Below are 18,789 nucleotides of genomic sequence, written 5' to 3'. Positions count from 1 at the left end.
TTAGGCCGGCGCCTTCCCAAACGTGCCCACTGCGGAGAGCGCCGCGATCGCCTCCGGCGACAATCCGAGGATCCGCGACAGCACATCGTCGCGCTGCGCGCCGATCCCGGGAACGTGACTTCCGATCGAGATATCGGCCCCGGACATCTGCCATGGCGCGTTGACGCCGACGAATTCGCCGGCGCCATCCGAGACCGTCCCGAACACGCCCCGTTGACGCAGATGGGCATCGGTCAGCGCCGCGCCCGGCGTCCGGTACTCGGCGCAGGGAACGCCGGCGCGATCGAGCGCCGCGATGCATTCAGCGACGGTGTGACGCTCGGTCCATTGCTCGATCACCTGCATCATGGCGGTCCAGTTGGCACCGCGCGCCGGAATGCTTGTGAAGCGCGGATCGCTCGCCAGCTCGTCCTGCCCGGTGACCTCGCACAGCGCGGCAAAATTGCGCGGCGTGACCGGGGCGATCAGGATATCGCCATCGCGCGTACGCACCGGCCCATAGGTCGGACGCGGCGCGCTGATCGGGAATTGGGCTTCCTGGAGCTCATAGACCAGCAAGTTCAGCATGCAGTCCATCAACGCCACATCGACGCGCTGCCCCTTCCCGGTGCGTTCGCGCTGGACCATCGCGGTCTGGATCGCGGAATAGCCGAAGATGCCGCCGAGGATGTCGGCCACGAAGATCGCTCCTGCCGCGGGACGTTCCCGGTCACCGGCGTAGCGCGCCAGAGACTGATCGAATCCACTTTCGGCGTGCACGATCATGGCGTAGGCCGCGCGCTCGGCGGCGGGGCCCGACTGGCCATAGCCCGAGATCGAGCAATAGATCAGGCGCGGGTTGATTTCGCGAAGCGCGTCATAGCCGAGGCCGAGCCGCTCCATCACTCCCGGACGGAAATTCTCAACGAGAATGTCCGCCTCCGCGACCATGCGATGCACGAGCTTGATGGCATCGGCGTTCTTCAGGTCCAGCGCCAGGCTGCGCTTGCCAGCATTGAGCTGGCCGAAATAGGTGCTGTGGCCTTCGCGCAGCGGCGTCCGCAGCCGCATGTCGTCGCCTTCCGGCGGCTCGATCTTGATGACCTCGGCCCCGACGTCGGCGAGCAATCGCGCGCAATAGGGCCCCGCCACCATGATGGAAAAGTCCAGCACCCGCACCCCGGCGAGCGGCGCCCTGTCGCCATCCTTCTGCATCCGATCTCTCCTATCTCGGCAGCCCGAGCGCGCGTTGCGCGATCAGGCTGCGCTGAATCTCGTTGGTCCCGATGCTGATGACCCACATCAACGAATGCCGCAGGTTTTGCTCGAAGCGGCCGTTGTCGATCGCGCCCGGCATCTGTTCGGACAGCGCGGCGCGCATCCCGAGAATGTCGAGCGCGGCCTCACCGAAACGCTCCATCAGCTCTCCGGAGAACACCTTGCTGATCGCGCCATATTCCGGCGGCGTCACGCCATCGGCGGCAAGCTCGGCACAATGCATCATCAACTGACGGCCGATCTCGATCTCGGATGCCAGCGTCGCCATCCTGTCGCGGACGATCGGGTTATCGGCCAGGGACCGATCGCCGATGACATGCGAACGCAGCTGTTCGAAGGCGTGCGCGACCTTCAGGACGATCCCGCCGCCGACCAGCCCTCGCTCGAAGGCCAGCGCGCCGGTCAGCACCTTCCAGCCGCCATTGACCTCGCCAATAAGGTTCTCGGCGGGAATGCGGACATTGTCGTAGAAGATGTTGGCAAACGTGCCGTCATACATGGTGACGGATGGACGGATGGTGATGCCGGGCGCATCCATCGGCACGATGAACATGCTGATGCCGGCATGCGGCGGCTTGGCGTCCTTGTCGGTCCGCGCGGCGAGGAACATGTATTTGCCCCACCAGGTGGTGGTCCAGATCTTCTGACCGTTGATCACCCAGCGATCGCCGTCCCTGATCGCACTGGTGCGCAGCGCCGCGAGGTCCGAGCCCGCCTGCGGCTCGCTGTAACCCATGCCGTGCATGGCTTCGCCGCGCAGGATCTCCGGCAAGTACTTCCGCTGCTGCTCTGAGGTGCCGAACATCATCAGCGCGTTGGCCTGGATCGCCGCGCCGATCCGTGGGGCCTCGCCCCGCTCCATCGTCTCCATGAACGCGATCTGCTCCAGCGGAGAGCGGGCCTGGCCGCCGAACTGCTCCGGCCAGCCGAGACCAATCCATCCGGTCTCGCCGATCGTTCGGGCGAAGCTCGCATCGAACTCGCGCTTGGCGAACGGCCTCTGGTCGAACGCCTGCTTTGTGCCTCCAGTCCAGTTTTGCGCGAGCCAGAGCCGGACCTGCTCGCGAAACGCATTTCCGGCGGGCCCGAGGTCATATTGCGGCAGCCCGGCGCCGCCTACATCCAGCAGTCGTGCGGCCAGCCGGTGCTTCGCATCCGAGGCGCCGCCGAGCGCGATCGTATCGAGGTGCACGCGCTTGAAATGGATCGGCGCCTCGTGCTCCTCGGCATAGCCGATCGCACCGAATGTATGCTGGGTCTCCAGCGAGACCTGCCGCAGCGCATTGCCGGAGAACGCCGACGCGCAATCGGCGAAGTAGCGCCAGTCGTCGCTGCCGCCATCATGCAGTCTGGCGGTGTGCTCGATGATCAGCCTGACGCCTTCGAGCGCGATCAGACAGTTTGCCAGTTTGTGCTGGATGGCCTGGAATTTGCCGATCGGTTGTCCGAACTGGTGCCGCTCCTTGGCGTAGTCCACGGCCAGCTCAAACGCACGCCGCGCCGCGCCGTAAGCGCGCGCGGTCAACCCCGCTCTGCCCTTGATGCGGAGATCGTCCAGATCGACCGTCCCGACCGGAATGGGCATGAGCGGCGCGGCGTTCAGCCTGATCTCGGAGAGCCCCCACGCTCCCATCGCTCGGATCGCGACGCATTCGACACCGGGACCGCCAAGATCGATCAGTGCAAGATGGGCTTGATCGAGCGCGACCAGAAGATGCGTGGCGGCTCCCGCAGCCTCGACGAAGCGGAGCACACCCGTTGCCCTGAGGTCCGTGACCTCGATCGCGCCCGTGCCAGGGTCGGGGTCCAGCGCGCCGAACGAGAAGGCGACGATCGCCTTCCCGGAGTGCAGCCGCTCCAGCAGATCCACCACGACGTCGACCTGCGATCCGGAGATCGCAAGATTGGCGAGCGCCGCAGACCACATCGGCGCCGGACACCCGGCGCGGCCGAGCTCCGCCATGACGACGAAGATCTCGGCGAGCCCGCCTTCGCCCTCCTCTGCACCAAGTGCGGCGACGCCCTGCCCGACCAGCTTGCGCCAAATCGCCGACACCTCGGCCGGCGAGGACGATGCCGTTGCGCCGCGCGGACGCCAATGCTCGTCGAGGAATCCGCGCAAGGAGTGGCGCAGCATCCCTGCGACATCGTCATTCGACGCTTCCGTCACGGCCACGGCCCAGCCCCGAACTATGCTTGGCCGAACCTCGGCTTGCGCTTCTCCTTGAACGACATCGTCGCCTCCTTGTGGTCGGCGGTCTCGAATGTCACCTGCTCCAGCGCCATCGAGGCCTCCAGCAGCATGTTCACGCGCTCCTTGACGATCTGGTTGATCGACAGCTTGGTCCAGCGAATGGCCCAGGTCGGACCGTTGGCGAGCTCGACCGCGATCTCGCGGGCCTTGGCCAACACCTCGGCGCGCGGCGCGACATGGTTGACCAGCCCGATCCGCTCCGCTTCCTTGCCCTTCAGCAGCGTGCCGCGGATCAAGAATTCCTTGGCCTTGTTGATGCCGACCAGCAGCGGCCAGATCACCGTTCCGCCGTCGCCTGCGACCAGGCCGACACGCGAGACGTGGGTGTCGCCGATCCGCGCATCCTCGGCCATCACGGTGATGTCGCAGAGCAGCGCATGGGTCGCGGCAAGGCCGATGGCGTCGCCGTTGATCGCCGCGATGATCGGCTTGTCGAGCTCGAGCTGGCGGGTCACCCCGCGGCGGCTGATCATGGGGTCGTGCACTTCGCCCTCTTCGAGCACGTCGCCGCCCGGCCGCTCGGACATCGCCTTCACGTCACCGCCGACGCTGAAGAAATCTCCGGCGCCGGTCAGCACCACGGCATTGACGGCGTGATCGTCGGCGAGGTCGTCCCAGATGGTCCGCAGCTCGCGGATCAGCTTCTGATTGATGGCATTGCGCGCCTGCGGGCGATTCAAGGTCACGGTCGCGACCTTGTCCGCGACCTCGACCGTCAGGCATTCATACTTGGCGTAGTTGGACACGTTTGCCTCCATTGTTGTTGCTGTCTGAGTTGTTGATTTTCCGGCAGGGTTGGCGCGCGCTACCGGCGCATCCCGGGCTGCACGTCGGCCAATGCGACGTGAAGCGACATGGCTCCCGGATCCTGCTCCAGCATGCGCTGCACGGATTCGAGGTGCGACCGCAGCAGCCGGCTCGCCAGCGCCACGTCTCGCTCGCTCAGCGCCGCCAGGAACTGCCGCCGCTTCTCGGCCAGCCGCGCCATCGCGACCCCGCTCGAGGCGACCTTGGCGTAGACGAAGCGCATGTGGATCTCGGTGACCGAGTCCACGATCATCGCGATTACCTTGTTGCCGGTCGACGCAGCCAGCAGCTTGTAGAACTCGCGCGAGCATTCGACCCGATCGAGCAGCCTGCCTTCCTTCGTGGCAAGTTCCGTTCGCTCGATATTGGCTTCCAGCGCATCGAGGTCGGCGCGCCGCGCATTTGCACACGCTAGCTGCACCACGAGGTCGAGGACGTGGACCCGCGCCTCCGACAATTCCCGCACGGATATCGTCCCGAGGCTCAGCATGTCGCGCATGACCTCGTTCATGCGCCGGGTGTCGCCCTGCTGGATGAAGGCGCCGCCCTTGACGCCCTTCTGCAGCCGCAGCACGCCGGCCATCTCCAGGCTGCGCAGCGCCTCCCGCAGCACATTTCGGCTGACCCCGAGCTGCTGGGCGAGTTCGCGCTCGGCCGGCAGCTTGTCGCCGGGCTTCAGCACGCCGAGCGCCAGCTGCTCGCGAATCCGCTCGCAGATCTCCTCGAACGTGCGCCTGGTGTGGATCGGCTTGAATGTCGGCGCGGCCGCGGTGGCGGCGGCGCGGAGATCGGTGGCCCGCTCCCGCCGGTTCGGCGAGGCGGTGCGGGAGCGCTGCGGCGCGCGAGGGCTTGACTTGGTGCTCATGCGGTGAATTATTAAATGGATCACCTATTCAATGGAAGCCCCTTTTTTGGCTTCCGGCAAAGAAAACAAACGGGAGCCCGTATGAGTTTTTCCGAGGAGCAGGTCGCCTTCCGCGACAACGTGCGCAAGATGGTCGCCAGGCATGTGGCGCCGATCGCCGCCGAAATCGACGAGACCGACCGCTTCCCGCTCGAGCTGGTCAAGCTGTTCGGCGAGATGGGATTGATGCAGCTCTGGGTGCCGGAGCGCTATGGCGGCCCGAACGGCAACCTGACCATGGCCTGCATCGCGCGCGAGGAAATCTCGAAGGTCTCGCCTGCCTGCGCATCGATCGCGGCGCTCAACACCATGTTCATCATGCCGTTGCTGCATTTCGGCTCGGAAGAGCAACGCCAGAAATATTTGCCGATCATCGCCCAGGGCGGCGTGGTCACGGCGATCGCGATCTCGGAGCCGCAGGCCGGCTCCGACGTCGCCGCGCTCAACACCCGCGCCCGCAAGGACGGCGACAGCTATGTCCTGAACGGCCGCAAACAGTGGTGCAGCTACGGCGTCGTCGCCGACTACATCGTGGTGATGGCGCGGACCAGTGACGGCGCCGGCGCCGACGGCATCAGCGCCTTCATCGTCGAGCCGAAAAAGATGCCGGGCATTACGTTCGGCCGCCACGAGCGCAAGATGGGCTTTCGCGGCGCCCCCAACACCCCGATCTTTTTCGACAATGTCCGGGTCCCGGCCGAAAACCTCGTCGGCGAGGAAGGCAAGGGCTTTCGCGCGTCGATGCGCGCGCTCGACCTCAACCGGCCGACCATCGGTGCACAGTCGGTCGGCCTCGCCCAGGGCGCGCTCGATGCGAGCATCGCCTACGCCAAGGAACGCAAGCAGTTCAAGCAGCCGATCGCCGAATTCCAGGGCGTGCAGTTCATGCTCGCCGACATGGCGATGCAGATCGAGGCCGCCCGTGCGCTGGTCTACGAATGCGCCCGCGCCGGCGATGCCGGCGACTGGAAGCGGCTGAACGTGCTTGCCAGCATGGCCAAATGCGTCGGCAGCGACATGGCCATGAAGGTCACGACCGACGCGGTCCAGATCTTCGGCGGCTACGGCTACACCATGGACTACCCGGTCGAACGCATGATGCGCGACGCCAAGCTGACCCAGATTTTCGAAGGCACCAACCAGATCCAGCGCGTGGTGATCGCCCGCGAGCTGCTGCGCTAGCGCAGATTGATTGCAACAAGAAACGAATTACAGGGAGGAACGACCTTGAACCACATCATCGACCGGGCGTTGGCGGCCGTCGCGCTGTCAGCCCTGCTGGCGGCGCCTGCCTACGCACAGAAGACCTATGGACCCGGCGCCAGCGATACCGAGATCAAGCTCGGCCAATCGACGCCGCTGAGCGGCCCCGCCTCCGCCTTCGGCGCTGGCGCCGGGCGCGCCGTGGTCGGCTATTTCGAGATGCTGAATACGAAGGGCGGCATCAATGGCCGCAAGATCAACTTCACCCAGCTCGACAATGCCTACAGCGCGCCGAAAGCGGTCGAGCAATCGCGCAAGCTGATCGAGGACGTCGGCATTCTGGCCGAGGTCGGTACGATTGGCACTGCGCCCAACGTCGCGATCCAGAAATACCTCAACGGCAAGCAGGTGCCGCAGCTCTTCATCACCGCCGGCGGACGCCGTTTCAACGATCCCAAGACGTTCCCGTGGACAATCCCGCTCTATCCGGACTTCGAAACCGAAGGCCGCGTCGTCGCCAAATACATCCTGCGCACCAAGCCCGACGCCAGGATCGGCGTGCTCTACCAGAATGACGACTACGGCAAGGACTATCTCAAGGGCCTCCGCGCCGGTCTCGGTCCGAAGGCCGAGCTGATCGTCGCCCAGGCCTCCTACGAACTTGCCGACCCGACGATCGACTCGCAGATCGTCCAGCTGAAGGCCGCCGGGGTCGACACGCTGATCGAGCAGTCGTCGTCGAAGGCCGCCGCGCAGTCGATCCGCAAGGTCTACGAGCTCGGCTGGAAACCGCTGCACGTGATCGGCGGCTCCACGGCTTCGGTCGAGACCATCCTGAAGCCCGCGGGCCTCGAAGCATCGAAGGGCCTGGTCACCACGCAATTCCTCAAGCAGCCGGGCGACCCGGCCTGGGCCAATGACGACGAGGTCAAGGCCTACAAGGATTTCCTGAAGACGTACGCAGCTTCGGCCAATCCGGACGACTATTCCGTGCTGGTTGCCTATATGAACGTGCACGCCGTGGAGCTCGCCTTGCGCAAATGCGGCGACGACCTGACCCGCGAGAACCTGGTCAAGCAGGCGACGTCGCTCGGCGGCGAGCGGCTACCGATGATGCTGCCGGGCGTCTCGATCAGCACCCGGCCCGGTGACTACACGCCGTTCAGAACCTTGCGGATCGCGACGTTTGACGGCGAGAGCTGGTCGCTGACCGGCGAGCCGCTGTCGGCCGATTGAGCCGGGTTGGCGAGAACCGTCATCAGTGGCTTCTCGCCAACGTCATCTCACGCGCGCAGGCTCGGTAGATCGAGGGCGTTGGCCTGGGCGCATTCGATCGCGGTTTCATAGCCGGCGTCGGCGTGGCGCATGACCCCCGTCGCCGGGTCGTTCCACAGCACGCGTTCGAGCCGGCGCGCCGCCTCCGGCGTGCCGTCCGCGACGATCACCATGCCGGCGTGTTGCGAATAGCCGATACCGACGCCGCCGCCATGGTGCAGCGACACCCAGGTGGCGCCGCTCGCACAGTTGAGCAGCGCGTTGAGCAGCGGCCAATCGGACACTGCATCGGAGCCGTCGCGCATCGCCTCGGTCTCGCGGTTCGGGCTCGCCACCGACCCGCTGTCAAGATGATCGCGGCCGATCACGATCGGCGCCCTGAGCTCGCCGCGCGCCACCATCTCGTTGAAGGCAAGGCCTAGGCGATGGCGGTCGCCGAGACCGACCCAGCAAATCCGCGCCGGCAGCCCCTGAAACTTGATGCGCGCCTTCGCCATGTCGAGCCAGTTGTGCAAATGGCCATCGTTGGGCATCAGCTCCTTGACCTTGGCATCGGTCTTGAAGATGTCCTCGGGATCACCTGATAGCGCCGCCCAGCGGAATGGCCCGACGCCGCGGCAGAACAGCGGACGAATATAGGCCGGAACGAAACCCGGAAAGTCGAACGCCTGCTTCAGGCCCATGTCCTTGGCCATCTGGCGGATGTTGTTGCCGTAGTCGAGCGTCGGGATTCCCTGCGCGTGGAAATCCAGCATGGCCTGCACGTGATCGACCATCGAGGTCTTGGCCGCCGTCTCGACCGTCTTCGGATCGGCGGCGCGCCGCGCTTCCCAATCGGCGAGCGTCCATCCCTTCGGCAGGTAACCGTTGATCGGATCATGCGCGCTGGTCTGATCGGTCACGATGTCCGGCCGCACGCCGCGGCGCACTAGCTCGGGAAAGATCTCGGCCGCATTGCCGAGCAGGCCCACCGACACCGGCTTATGGGTCTTGGCCGCGTCGGCGATGATTGCCAGCGCGTCATCGAGCGTCGTCGCCTGACGGTCGAGGTAGCCCGTGCGCAGCCGCATCTCGATGCGGCTCGGCTGGCATTCGACGGCGAGCATCGAGGCGCCGGCCATGGTCGCGGCCAGCGGCTGGGCGCCACCCATGCCGCCGAGGCCCGCCGTGAGAATCCATTTTCCGGCGAGGCTGCCGCCATAATGCCGGCGGCCGACCTCGACGAACGTCTCGTAGGTCCCCTGCACGATGCCCTGGCTGCCGATATAGATCCAGGAGCCCGCCGTCATCTGGCCGAACATCATCAGGCCCAGGCGGTCGAGTTCGTTGAAATGATCGAGCGTCGCCCAATGCGGCACCAGATTCGAATTCGCGATCAGGACGCGCGGCGCATCCGCATGGGTGCGGAAGATGCCGACCGGCTTGCCGGACTGTACCAGGAGCGTCTGGTCGCCTTCGAGCTTGCGCAACGAGGCGGCAATCCGGTCAAAGCTCTCCCAGTCGCGCGCCGCGCGGCCGATGCCGCCATAGACCACAAGCTCGCTCGGACGCTCGGCGACGTCAGGATCCAGATTGTTCATCAGCATGCGCAGCGGCGCTTCGGTCTGCCAGCTCTTCGCGCTGATGTCGGTGCCGCGGGGAGCACGGATGATACGTTCGTTATCCAATCGGCGGTTCATGACGGATGTCCCTGTCGGCTAAGCAAGTTTTGGAAACGGATCGGACGAAAGGACCGCGATCGCAGCGGCCGGCAACGCGTCGGCTTCGATCAGCGACGCAGCCCGCGCAAGATCATCGGCCATGTAACGGTCTGCGGCGAGCGCCGGAACATGTTCGCGCAACGCGGCGATCACCGCAGCGAGTGGCGCGCTGGTCGCATGCGGCGCACGCAGCGTGATGCCTTGCGCAGCGACCAGAAGCTCGATGCCGAGGATGGCGGCAAGATTGTCGGCCATGTCGGACAGCCGGCGCGCGGCGTGCGCGGCCATCGAGACGTGATCCTCCTGATTAGCGCTGGTCGGCGTGGAATCGATCGAGCACGGCATCGCGCGCTGCTTGTTCTCGGCATAAAGCGCCGCCGCCGTCACCTCGGCAATCATGAACCCGGAATTGATGCCGGGCTCGGGTGTCAGGAACGGCGGCAGGCCGAAGTTCAAAGCGGGGTCGACCAGGGTCGCGATCCGGCGCTCGCTGGTCGCGCCGATTTCCGAGAGCACCAGCGCGATCTGGTCGGCGGCGAACGCCACCGGCTCAGCATGAAAATTGCCGCCTGAGACGATCTCGCCTGTATCGACCAGGACCAGCGGGTTATCCGTCACGGCATTGGCTTCAATGGTCAGCACGCGCGCGGCGTGCACGAGCAGGTCGAGCACGGCGCCCGCAACTTGCGGCTGGCAGCGCAGGCAATAAGGGTCCTGCACACGCTCGTCGCCTTCGAGATGCGATTGCCTGATGTCGCTGCCGTCGAGCAATGCAGTCAAGGCAGCAGCCGCGGCGATCTGCCCATCATGGCCGCGCAACGACTGGATTTCGGGACGGAATGGCACGGTCGAAGCCATCGCCGCGTCGACCGACAGCGCACCGGTCACCAGTGCAGCACACGCCAGACGATGCGCGCGCAGCAGGCCGGAAATCGCATAGGCCGTCGAAAACTGCGTGCCGTTGATCAGCGCGAGTCCCTCCTTGGGGCCGAGCGTCAACGGGGCGAGGCCGGCAGCGGCAAGCGCATCACGACCCGGCACGATCTTGCCATCAAGGAGTGCCTGCCCCTCCCCGATCATGACGGCGGTCATATGGGCGAGCGGCGCCAGATCGCCGGAGGCGCCGACCGACCCCTGCTGCGGCACCAGCGGAGTGACGCCGCGCACCAGCATGCCCTGCAATTGCTCAATGACGTCGCGGCGCACACCCGACGCGCCGCGGCCGAGCGAAATCACTTTCAACGCCATCATCAGGCGCACGATCGGCTCAGGCGTGGCCGGGCCTACGCCGCAGCAATGCGACAGGATCAGGTTGCGTTGAAGCAACGCCGTCTGGTCGGGGGCGATCCGCGTCGAGGCCAGCTTCCCGAAACCGGTATTGATGCCGTACGCGGGCACGTTGGTCTGCGCCGCTTTCGCTACGATCTCTGCGGCCGCCTCGACGCGCGGCCAGAACGATGGATCGAGCACAATCGGCGCGCCGACGAGCACGCGCGCCAGGACGTCGAGGCCGACCGCTCCGGGCTTCACGACAATGGGGACATCCGGATCGCTCATTGGCCCCTCCACACTCGCCGGTGCAGCGGATTGAAGCCGATGCGATAGACCAGCTCGGCGGGGCGCTCGATGTCCCAGATCGCCAGATCGCACCATTTGCCGGCCTCTAACGTCCCGGTCTCGGCGAGCAGGCCGAGCGCGCGTGCCCCTTCCCGCGTCACCCCGGCAAGGCATTCGGCGACCGTCATCCGGAACAACGTTGCGCCCATGTTCATCGTAAGCAGAAGCGAGGTCAGCGGCGAGCTGCCGGGATTGCAGTCGGTCGCCAGCGCCATGTTCACGCCGTGGCTGCGGAACAGCTCGACCGGCGGCTTCTGCGTTTCGCGAATGAAATAGAACGCACCGGGCAGCAGCACCGCGACCGTGCCGGCCTTGGCCATCGCGACAGCACCGGCTTCATCGGTGTGCTCGAGATGATCGGCCGATAGCGCGGAGAATTTTGCGGCGAGCGCGGCACCGCCGAGATTCGACAACTGATCCGCATGCAGCTTCACGGGCAATCCGAGCGCATGCGCCGCCGCGAACACCCGAGCGGTCTGCTCGCCGGAAAATGCGATGCCCTCCATGAAGCCGTCGACGGCATCGGCAAGGCCGGCCTTGGCCACCGCCGGCATCATCTCGTTGGAGACCAGATCGATGTAGCGGTCCTTGTCGCCATCGGCTTCGGGCGGCAAAGCGTGAGCACCTAAAAAAGATGTGCGGATCGCAACCTGCCGCAAACGGCCGAGGCTGCGTGCCGCCGCAAGCTGCCGCATCTCGGTCTCGGCATTGAGGCCATAGCCGGACTTGATCTCGACGGTGGTTGCGCCCTCGCCGATCAGCGCGTCCAGCCGCGGCAGTGCGCCGGCGACAAGCTCGGCCTCGGTCGCGCTGCGCGTTGCGGCAACGGTTGAGACGATGCCGCCGCCTGCGCGCGCGATCTCCTCGTAGCTCGCACCTTTCAGGCGAAGCTCGAATTCGTGCGCGCGATTGCCGCCAAAGACGAGATGCGTGTGGCAATCGACCAGGCCGGGCGTGATCCAGCGGCCGCCGCAATCGATCCGCTCCACGGCGTCCGCGTCCACAGGAAAATCCGACTGCGTGCCGGCATACACAATGCGGCCGTCGCGCGCCGCGATCAGGCCCGGCTCGATCTCACCGAGATCTGCGCGGTCGCCGCGCATCGTGGCGAGCCGGGCGTTGTGCCAGATGCGGTCGAAACGCTCTGCCATGCGATCGTCCCTTCGAGGTGGGATGCTTGACTTATATGTCTAGACATATAATCGTGTGCCGGTTCTGTCCAGCCGGCGTGGAAAAATGAAATGACACGACTGCATTTCGCATTCGCGCTGCTGCCTTCGGGCTGGGCCAATGACGTGCAGGTCGTGGTCGCCGACGGTGCGATCGCCTCGGTCACGGCAGGCGTGCCCCCCGCCACCGGCGATGAGCGTCACCAATTGGCGGTTCCGGGATTGGCGAGCCTGCACAGCCACGCGTTTCAGCGCGGCATGGCCGGCCTTGCCGAACTGCGCGGCGATACGACCGACACGTTCTGGACCTGGCGCGAGACGATGTATCGCTTTGCGCTGACGATGACGCCGGACGACGTCGCGGCCGTTGCGACCCTGCTCTATGTCGAGATGCTCGAGCGGGGCTTTACCCGCGTCGGCGAGTTCCATTATCTCCACCATGATCGCGACGGCTCGCCCTACGCCAACCCCGCCGAAATGGCTGTGCGTATTGCGGAGGCGACTGAGGCTTCCGGCATCGGGCTCACGCTGCTGCCGAGCTTCTACGCACACGGCACGTTCGGCGGCGCAGCGCCGCATGCCGGGCAGCGCCGCTTCATCTGCTCGGTCGATCAGTTCGCCGCGCTGATGGCGGCCTCGCGCGAGGCAATCCGAACACTCCCCGGTGCCAACATCGGCATCGCTCCGCACAGCCTGCGCGCTGTGGCGCCGGATGAGCTCGCCGCAATCATTCCACTTGCCGGCACCGACCCGATCCACATCCACGCCGCCGAGCAGGTGCGCGAGGTGGAGGATTGCCTTGCCTGGTCGAGGCAGCGACCGGTCGAGTGGCTGCTCGAACATGCGCCCGTCGATCGTCGCTGGTGCCTGATTCACGCGACCCACATGACGGATCGGGAAGTCGCTGCGCTCGCCGGTAGCGGCGCGGTTGCCGGCCTCTGCCCGGTGACCGAAGCCAGCCTCGGCGACGGCATCTTTTCGGCGCGCGAGTTCCTCGCCGCGGGTGGCCGGTTCGGCATCGGAACCGATTCCAACGTGTTGGTCGGCGTCGCCGACGAGCTTCGTCAACTCGAATACGGCCAGCGGCTCAAGCATCGCGAGCGCAACGTGCTCTCCGGACAACCCGGTGCATCCACCGGCCGTGCCCTGTTCGATCACGCGCTCGCGGGCGGCGCGCAAGCTCTGGCGCAGCCCAACGCCGGCCTCGTACCCGGCGCGCGCGCCGATATCGTCAGCCTCGATACCGCGCACCCATCTCTGGCGGGACGGTCGGGCGATGCCGTTCTCGACGGCTGGCTGTTTGCGGCGGGAAGCGACGCTATCGACTGCGTCTGGGCCGGCGGCGGCAAGGTCGTCACTAGCGGCCGGCACCGGTTGCGCGACAAGGCGCGCGAGCGGTTCAATGCCAGCGTCCGGAGGCTCGTCGCATGAGCCTCGCCTCCGATCGGACCCGCCCTGCCGCAGCGGTCAAGCCGACGCTCTACAAGCGGATCAGGCTCGACATCGAGACTCGGATCCTGACCGGCGAATGGCCCCCGGGCCACCGCATCCCCTTCGAGCACCAATTGATGGCGCGTTATCGCTGCTCGCGGATGACGGTCAACAAGGCGCTGTCGGAGCTGGCGCAGGCCGACCTGATCGAGCGGCGCCGGCGTGCGGGCTCATTCGTGCGTCGTCCGCAGCATCTGTCGGCGGTGCTCAAGATCGCCGACATGCGTGCCGAGATCACCGCGCTCGGCCGCCGCTACGGCTATCAGCTGATCGATTGCCGCCGTCGTACCGCGACCGCGGCCGATCGTGCCCGGCTCGGCGTGAGCACGGCCGGCAAGGTGATCGCGATCGCCTGCCGGCACAGCGCCGACAACGTGCCGTTTGCGGTCGAAGACCGGCTGATCGACCTCTCCACGGTTCCGGAGGCCGCGACGGCGGATTTTGCCCGCGAACCGCCGGGATCATGGCTGCTGCATCACGTGCCGTGGACCGAGGCCGAACATACGATCAGCGCGGTTATTGCGGACGATCGCACGGCAAAGGCGCTCGCCATCGCGGTCGGTGCGCCCTGCCTTGTGATCGACCGCTTCACCTGGCGCAGCGCGCGCACGGTGACGGCGGTGCGGTTGCACTATCCTGGCGACACGCATCGGCTGGTCGCTCGCTTCAAGGGAGGCTGAGACGGCTTGCGCGGCATATTTCATGCAATGCATCATGGGCCACCGTCCACTGACATGCTTCATGCGGCAATCCGCCGCGACTGACGTGAAGACATCACTGACGTGAAGACATCAACAAGGTTCAATCCATCGTTCAAGGGATCGACAATCATGCGTTCGTTCAAGCTATTGCCCGCAATCGCAGCTTTGCTCGCGTCTACCGCCGCGTTCGCGGATGACGTCAAGGTCGGCGTCGGCATCTCCGGTTGGACTGGCTTCGCGCCGCTGACGCTCGCCAGGGAGGCCGGCATCTTCAAGAAGAACGGCCTCGACGTCACCTTGAAGAAGATTCCGCAGAAGGACCGGCATCTCGCGATCGCCTCGGGCGACATCCAGTGCGCGGCAACGACAGTGGAGACCTGGATCTCCTGGAACGCCAATGGCGTCGCGACCAAGCAGATCTTCCAGCTCGACAAGAGCTACGGCGCCGACGGCATGGCCGTGCGCAACGACGTCGCCGCGATCAAGGATCTGAAGGGCAAGACCGTCGCGGCATCGGCGCCGGGCACCTCGCCCTATTTCGCGCTGGCCTGGATGCTGAAGAAGAACGGCCTCACGGTGAAGGACGTCACCGTCGTGAATCTGGAGCCGGCCGCCGCGGCGCAGGCTTTCGTCTCCGGCCAGAACGATGCCGCGATGACTTACGAGCCTTATCTGTCGACCGTGCGCGCCGCCCCCGACAAGGGCAAGATCATCGCAACCACGCTCGACTATCCGATCGTGATGGACACGTTCGGCTGCACCCCGAAATTCCTGACCGACAATCCGAAGGCGGCCCAGGCGCTGGCTGACAGCTATTTCGAGGCGCTCGACATGATCGCCAAGGATCAGGCCAAGGCCTATGAGATCATGGGCGCGGACGTGAAGCAGTCCGGCGAGCAGTTCGGCAACTCGGCAAAGTACCTGCGCTGGCAGGACAAGGCCGCCAATCAGAAATTCTTCGCCGGCGACTTCCTCACCTTCAACAAGGATGCTGCGGAACTCCTGCTCGAGGTCGGCATCATCAAGGCCGCGCCGAAGGTCGAGGACATCTACGACGCCAGCTTCATCAAGTAATGCAGCCATCATTTCGGCCGGTCCCGCCCCGCGACAAGCCGGGCGGGATTGGCGCATGAGATACGCCCGGATCAATTGATGCGTCCCCTTGAGCCCACAACATCGAAGCAGCGCGTGATCTACGGCCTCGCCTTCTTCGTGCTGTTCGTCGCCCTCTGGTCCTGGGCGACGTTCGGCGGCCATGTGTCGAAGACATTCCTCGCCAACCCGCTCACCATGGTGCAGGAAGGCTATGAGCTGCTCGCCAAGCAAGGCTTCCTGTTCGACATCGGGATGACGATCTGGCGCGTCATCGGCGGCTTTGCCCTTGCCGCCGTCATCGCGGTGCCGATCGGCGTGCTGATGGGAGCCTACAAGCCGGTCGAGGCCTTTCTCGAACCGTTCGTGTCCTTTGCACGCTATCTGCCGGCATCCGCCTTCATCCCGTTGTTGATCCTGTGGGCGGGCATCGGCGAGCTGCAAAAGCTGCTGGTGATCTTCATCGGTGCGGTGTTTCAGATCATCCTGATGGTGGCCGTGACCGTCGGCGCGACGCGGCGCGACCTGGTCGAGGCCGCCTACACGCTCGGCGCCCGCGACAGCGGCGTCATTCGCCGCGTGCTGCTGCCTTCCGCGGCGCCTGAGATCGCAGAGATCCTCAGGTTGGTGCTGGGCTGGGCCTGGACCTACGTCATCGTGGCCGAACTGATCGGCTCATCGTCCGGCATCGGGCACATGATCACCGACAGCCAGGCGCTGCTCAACACCGGCCAGATCATCTTCGGCATCATCGTCATCGGGCTGATCGGCCTGATCTCCGATTTCCTGTTCAAGGCGTTCAACGCCTGGCTGTTCCCGTGGAAGCTCGCATGACCGCGCTCAGGATCGATCAGGTCTCGCGAACCTTCCCCGCCCGCGCAGGCCACGCGCCGACAAGGGCGCTCGAGCCGACCACGCTCGATGTCGGCGACAATGACTTCGTCACCATCCTCGGGCCCTCCGGCTGCGGAAAGTCCACCCTGCTCCGGATCATCGCCGGGCTCGACCGTCCGACCAGCGGACGCGTCACGCTCGATGGCCGCGAGGTGACGGGCCCCGGCGCCGATCGCGGCATGGTGTTTCAGTCCTACACCCTGTTTCCGTGGCTGACCGTGCGGGAGAACATCGCCTTCGGCCTGCGCGAGCGCGGCGTTCCGCAGCTAGGGCGCCATGACATCGCCGACGCCTTCATTCGCCGGGTCGGGCTATCCGGCTTCGAGAACCACTGGCCCAAACAGCTGTCGGGCGGCATGCAGCAGCGCACCGCGATCGCCCGCGCGCTGGCCAATGATCCGAAGATCCTGCTGCTCGACGAACCGTTCGGCGCGCTCGATAACCAGACGCGGGCATTGATGCAGGAGATGCTGCTCGGGATCTGGGAGCGCGACCAGAAGACGGTGCTGTTCGTCACCCACGACATCGAGGAAGCGATCTTCCTCGGCAGCCGCGTCATCGTGATGAGCGCGCGTCCCGGCCGCATCAAGGCCGAGATCACGGTCGACCTGCCGCATCCCCGTTCCTACAAGATCAAGACCACGCCCGAATTCGTCGCGTTGAAGGAGCGGCTCGTCGAGGAGATCCGCACCGAGGCCCTGAAGGTCGCCGAACAGGCTTGATGGTCAGCCACGCCGTCAGTGGCTAATCATCCAGGGACGCGCGGTCGGGAAACCTTTCGCGCCGCTCTTGGTCTTGGTCATCAACCGTGCCGGCTTCTTCTTTCCCGTGGAGCAGCAGCCGCAGCCCGGGCCGTGCGCGGCCTTGTACTGATCGAGCGTCTTCGGCGCGTGCCGGCTCTGCTCGTTGGTGGCGTGCGCCTTGCGCTTGTCAGAGGGCATGCAGAAGAACGCCGGGGCGGTGAGGATCACGCGCGGCGACGTCGTCTCGCATTGCGGGCAGTCCTGCGGCAGGTCGCATTCCGCCATCGGCCGCATGTCGGTGAACGGGCCGCAATCGTTGCAGAGATATTCGTAGATCGGCATTTCCTTAATCCTTGCGCAGTCGTTGTGACATCCGGCGATGGATGCGGGGCGGCCAATACGCAGCCGTCCCGCACCCTTCGCGCAGGGATCACCTAAAGGATCACTTGTCTGGCGAGATCGGCATCTGCACGTCGCCCTTGATGTGCTTGATCGGTCCCGCCGACGACGGCATGACGTCGAAGTCGAAGATCTCCGTCGGCAGCCACAGTGTGGCGCAGGCGTTGGGCACGTCGACCACGCCTGAGATGTGCCCCTGGCACGGTGCAGTGCCGAGGATCGAATAGGCCTGGGCGCCGGAGTAACCGAACTTCTTCAGATACTCGATTGCGTTGAGGCAGGCCTGGCGATAGGCGATGTGGACGTCGAGATAGTGCTGCTTGCCCGCCTCGTCGACCGAGATGCCCTCGAAGATCAGATAGTCCTTGTAGTTCGGCGTGATCGGCGACGGCTTGAACACGGGGTTCTTGATGCCGTATTTCGAGACGCCGTCCTTGATGATGTCGATCTTGATGTGCAGCCAGCCGGCCATCTCGATGGCGCCGCAGAAGGTGATCTCGCCGTCGCCCTGGCTGAAATGCAAATCGCCCATCGAGAGCCCGCCGCCCGGCACATAGACCGGGAAGTAGATCTTCGAGCCGCGCGACAGATCCTTGATGTCGCAATTGCCGCCATGCTCGCGCGGCGGCACGGTGCGGGCGCCCTCAAGACCGATCTTGGCCTTGACGTCGCCCTTGGCCTGGCCGGCATGCGCGGTCGGCGCGAACGGCGGATTGGCGAGACCGGGCACGCGGGTGGGATTGGTCGCGATCAGCTCGGCTTCGCGCGCATTCCAGGCCGCTAGCATCTTGGCGTCGGGCAGACAGCCGATCAGGCCGGGATGGATCAGGCCGGCGAAGTTCACGCCCGGGATGTGACGCGACGACGTGTAGAGACCCTTGATGTCCCAGATCGACTTCTGCGCCAGCGGGAAATGGTCGGTGAGGAAGCCGCCGCCATTCTGCTTGGAGAAGAAGCCGTTGAAGCCCCACAGGCTCTCCTTCAAGGGACCGACGTCGAGCAGGTCGACGACGAGGAGATCGCCGGGCTCGGCGCCCTTGACGCCGATCGGACCCGAGAGGAAATGCACGATCGACAGATCGATGTCGCGCACGTCATCGGCGGAATCGTTGTTCTTGATGAAGCCGCCGGTCCAGTCGACGGTCTCGATGATGAAGTCGTCGCCCGGGCTGACCCACTCGACGATCGGAACCTCCGGATGCCAGCGGTTGTGAATCTTGTCGTTTTCATAGGCCGACTTGCTGAGATCGACCTTGATCAGTGTATCAGGCATCGAGATGCTC

At 65.4% G+C, this 18,789-nt stretch carries 16 protein-coding genes; 7 read left to right on the top strand and 9 right to left on the bottom strand.

The window, feature by feature from the left end; all coding sequences use genetic code 11:
• Genes ACOIX3_RS15080 through ACOIX3_RS15065 form a run of 4 tightly spaced genes read right to left on the bottom strand, consistent with a single transcriptional unit; the run spans position 1 to position 5,183 of the window.
• Positions 1-1,194 (bottom strand): CaiB/BaiF CoA transferase family protein, encoded by a 1,194-nt coding sequence (locus ACOIX3_RS15080; protein WP_420970593.1) that lies wholly within the window; start codon positions 1,192-1,194, stop codon positions 1-3.
• 10 nt (positions 1,195-1,204) lie between these two features.
• A complete protein-coding gene (locus ACOIX3_RS15075) occupies positions 1,205-3,433 on the bottom strand; it encodes an acyl-CoA dehydrogenase (protein WP_420970592.1) in 2,229 nt (742 codons plus the stop codon).
• Positions 3,434-3,447: 14 nt separating this feature from the next.
• Positions 3,448-4,257 (bottom strand): enoyl-CoA hydratase/isomerase family protein, encoded by an 810-nt coding sequence (locus ACOIX3_RS15070; protein ID WP_224924346.1) that lies wholly within the window; start codon positions 4,255-4,257, stop codon positions 3,448-3,450.
• Between the two features lie 59 nt (positions 4,258-4,316).
• Positions 4,317-5,183: a FadR/GntR family transcriptional regulator gene (locus ACOIX3_RS15065; RefSeq protein WP_420970591.1), complete on the bottom strand. Its 867-nt coding sequence runs from the start codon at positions 5,181-5,183 to the stop codon at positions 4,317-4,319.
• An 81-nt stretch (positions 5,184-5,264) separates the two neighbouring features.
• Here ACOIX3_RS15065 and ACOIX3_RS15060 point away from each other — a divergent pair, with 81 nt between their 5' ends.
• Positions 5,265-6,404, top strand: coding sequence for an acyl-CoA dehydrogenase family protein (locus tag ACOIX3_RS15060; protein WP_420970590.1), 1,140 nt, complete (start codon positions 5,265-5,267; stop codon positions 6,402-6,404).
• A 54-nt stretch (positions 6,405-6,458) separates the two neighbouring features.
• Positions 6,459-7,661, top strand: coding sequence for an ABC transporter substrate-binding protein (locus ACOIX3_RS15055; protein ID WP_420971737.1), 1,203 nt, complete (start codon positions 6,459-6,461; stop codon positions 7,659-7,661).
• A gap of 47 nt (positions 7,662-7,708) precedes the next feature.
• Here the strand turns inward: ACOIX3_RS15055 and hutU are convergent, their stop codons facing one another.
• From hutU to hutI, 3 genes are read right to left on the bottom strand one after another with little or no spacing between them, the layout of a single operon-like run.
• Positions 7,709-9,379: a urocanate hydratase gene (hutU, locus tag ACOIX3_RS15050; protein WP_420970589.1), complete on the bottom strand. Its 1,671-nt coding sequence runs from the start codon at positions 9,377-9,379 to the stop codon at positions 7,709-7,711.
• An 18-nt stretch (positions 9,380-9,397) separates the two neighbouring features.
• On the bottom strand, positions 9,398-10,957 hold the full coding sequence (gene hutH / locus ACOIX3_RS15045; RefSeq protein ID WP_420970588.1) for a histidine ammonia-lyase: 1,560 nt from the start codon (positions 10,955-10,957) through the stop codon (positions 9,398-9,400).
• On the bottom strand, positions 10,954-12,168 hold the full coding sequence (gene hutI, locus ACOIX3_RS15040) for an imidazolonepropionase (protein WP_420970587.1): 1,215 nt from the start codon (positions 12,166-12,168) through the stop codon (positions 10,954-10,956). The genes hutH and hutI overlap by 4 nt, the downstream gene beginning before the upstream one ends.
• A gap of 90 nt (positions 12,169-12,258) precedes the next feature.
• Between hutI and ACOIX3_RS15035 the strand changes: the two genes are divergently transcribed.
• The 5 genes from ACOIX3_RS15035 to ACOIX3_RS15015 all read left to right on the top strand — a co-directional run bounded on the left by ACOIX3_RS15035 (position 12,259) and on the right by ACOIX3_RS15015 (position 17,086).
• Positions 12,259-13,617 carry a formimidoylglutamate deiminase gene (locus ACOIX3_RS15035; protein ID WP_420970586.1) on the top strand — a complete coding sequence of 453 codons (1,359 nt, stop codon included), beginning with the start codon at positions 12,259-12,261 and terminating at the stop codon, positions 13,615-13,617.
• The gene (gene hutC, locus ACOIX3_RS15030) at positions 13,614-14,357 is read left to right on the top strand and encodes a histidine utilization repressor (RefSeq protein ID WP_420970585.1); all 744 of its coding nucleotides are present in this window, start codon (positions 13,614-13,616) and stop codon (positions 14,355-14,357) included. The genes ACOIX3_RS15035 and hutC overlap by 4 nt, the downstream gene beginning before the upstream one ends.
• Positions 14,358-14,507: 150 nt before the next feature.
• Positions 14,508-15,452, top strand: a complete 945-nt coding sequence (locus ACOIX3_RS15025; protein WP_420970584.1) for an ABC transporter substrate-binding protein — start codon at positions 14,508-14,510, stop codon at positions 15,450-15,452.
• A gap of 78 nt (positions 15,453-15,530) precedes the next feature.
• The gene (locus ACOIX3_RS15020; RefSeq protein ID WP_420970582.1) at positions 15,531-16,304 is read left to right on the top strand and encodes an ABC transporter permease; all 774 of its coding nucleotides are present in this window, start codon (positions 15,531-15,533) and stop codon (positions 16,302-16,304) included.
• Positions 16,301-17,086 (top strand): ABC transporter ATP-binding protein, encoded by a 786-nt coding sequence (locus tag ACOIX3_RS15015; protein ID WP_420970581.1) that lies wholly within the window; start codon positions 16,301-16,303, stop codon positions 17,084-17,086. Before ACOIX3_RS15020 ends, ACOIX3_RS15015 begins: the two co-directional genes overlap by 4 nt.
• Before the next feature lie 15 nt (positions 17,087-17,101).
• Here ACOIX3_RS15015 and ACOIX3_RS15010 read toward each other — a convergent pair whose 3' ends face one another.
• Together ACOIX3_RS15010 and fmdA are read right to left on the bottom strand one after the other, a co-directional pair.
• Entirely contained in the window at positions 17,102-17,449 is a 348-nt protein-coding gene (locus ACOIX3_RS15010; protein ID WP_173641971.1) for an FmdB family zinc ribbon protein, read from the bottom strand.
• Between the two features lie 100 nt (positions 17,450-17,549).
• A complete protein-coding gene (gene fmdA, locus ACOIX3_RS15005) occupies positions 17,550-18,779 on the bottom strand; it encodes a formamidase (protein WP_420970579.1) in 1,230 nt (409 codons plus the stop codon).
• Positions 18,780-18,789: the final 10 nt, after the last annotated feature.

It is taken from the genome of Bradyrhizobium sp. B120 (assembly GCF_049075665.1).
In the GTDB taxonomy this organism is placed as follows: domain Bacteria; phylum Pseudomonadota; class Alphaproteobacteria; order Rhizobiales; family Xanthobacteraceae; genus Bradyrhizobium.
This window is presented reverse-complemented; position numbering and strand designations above follow the sequence as displayed.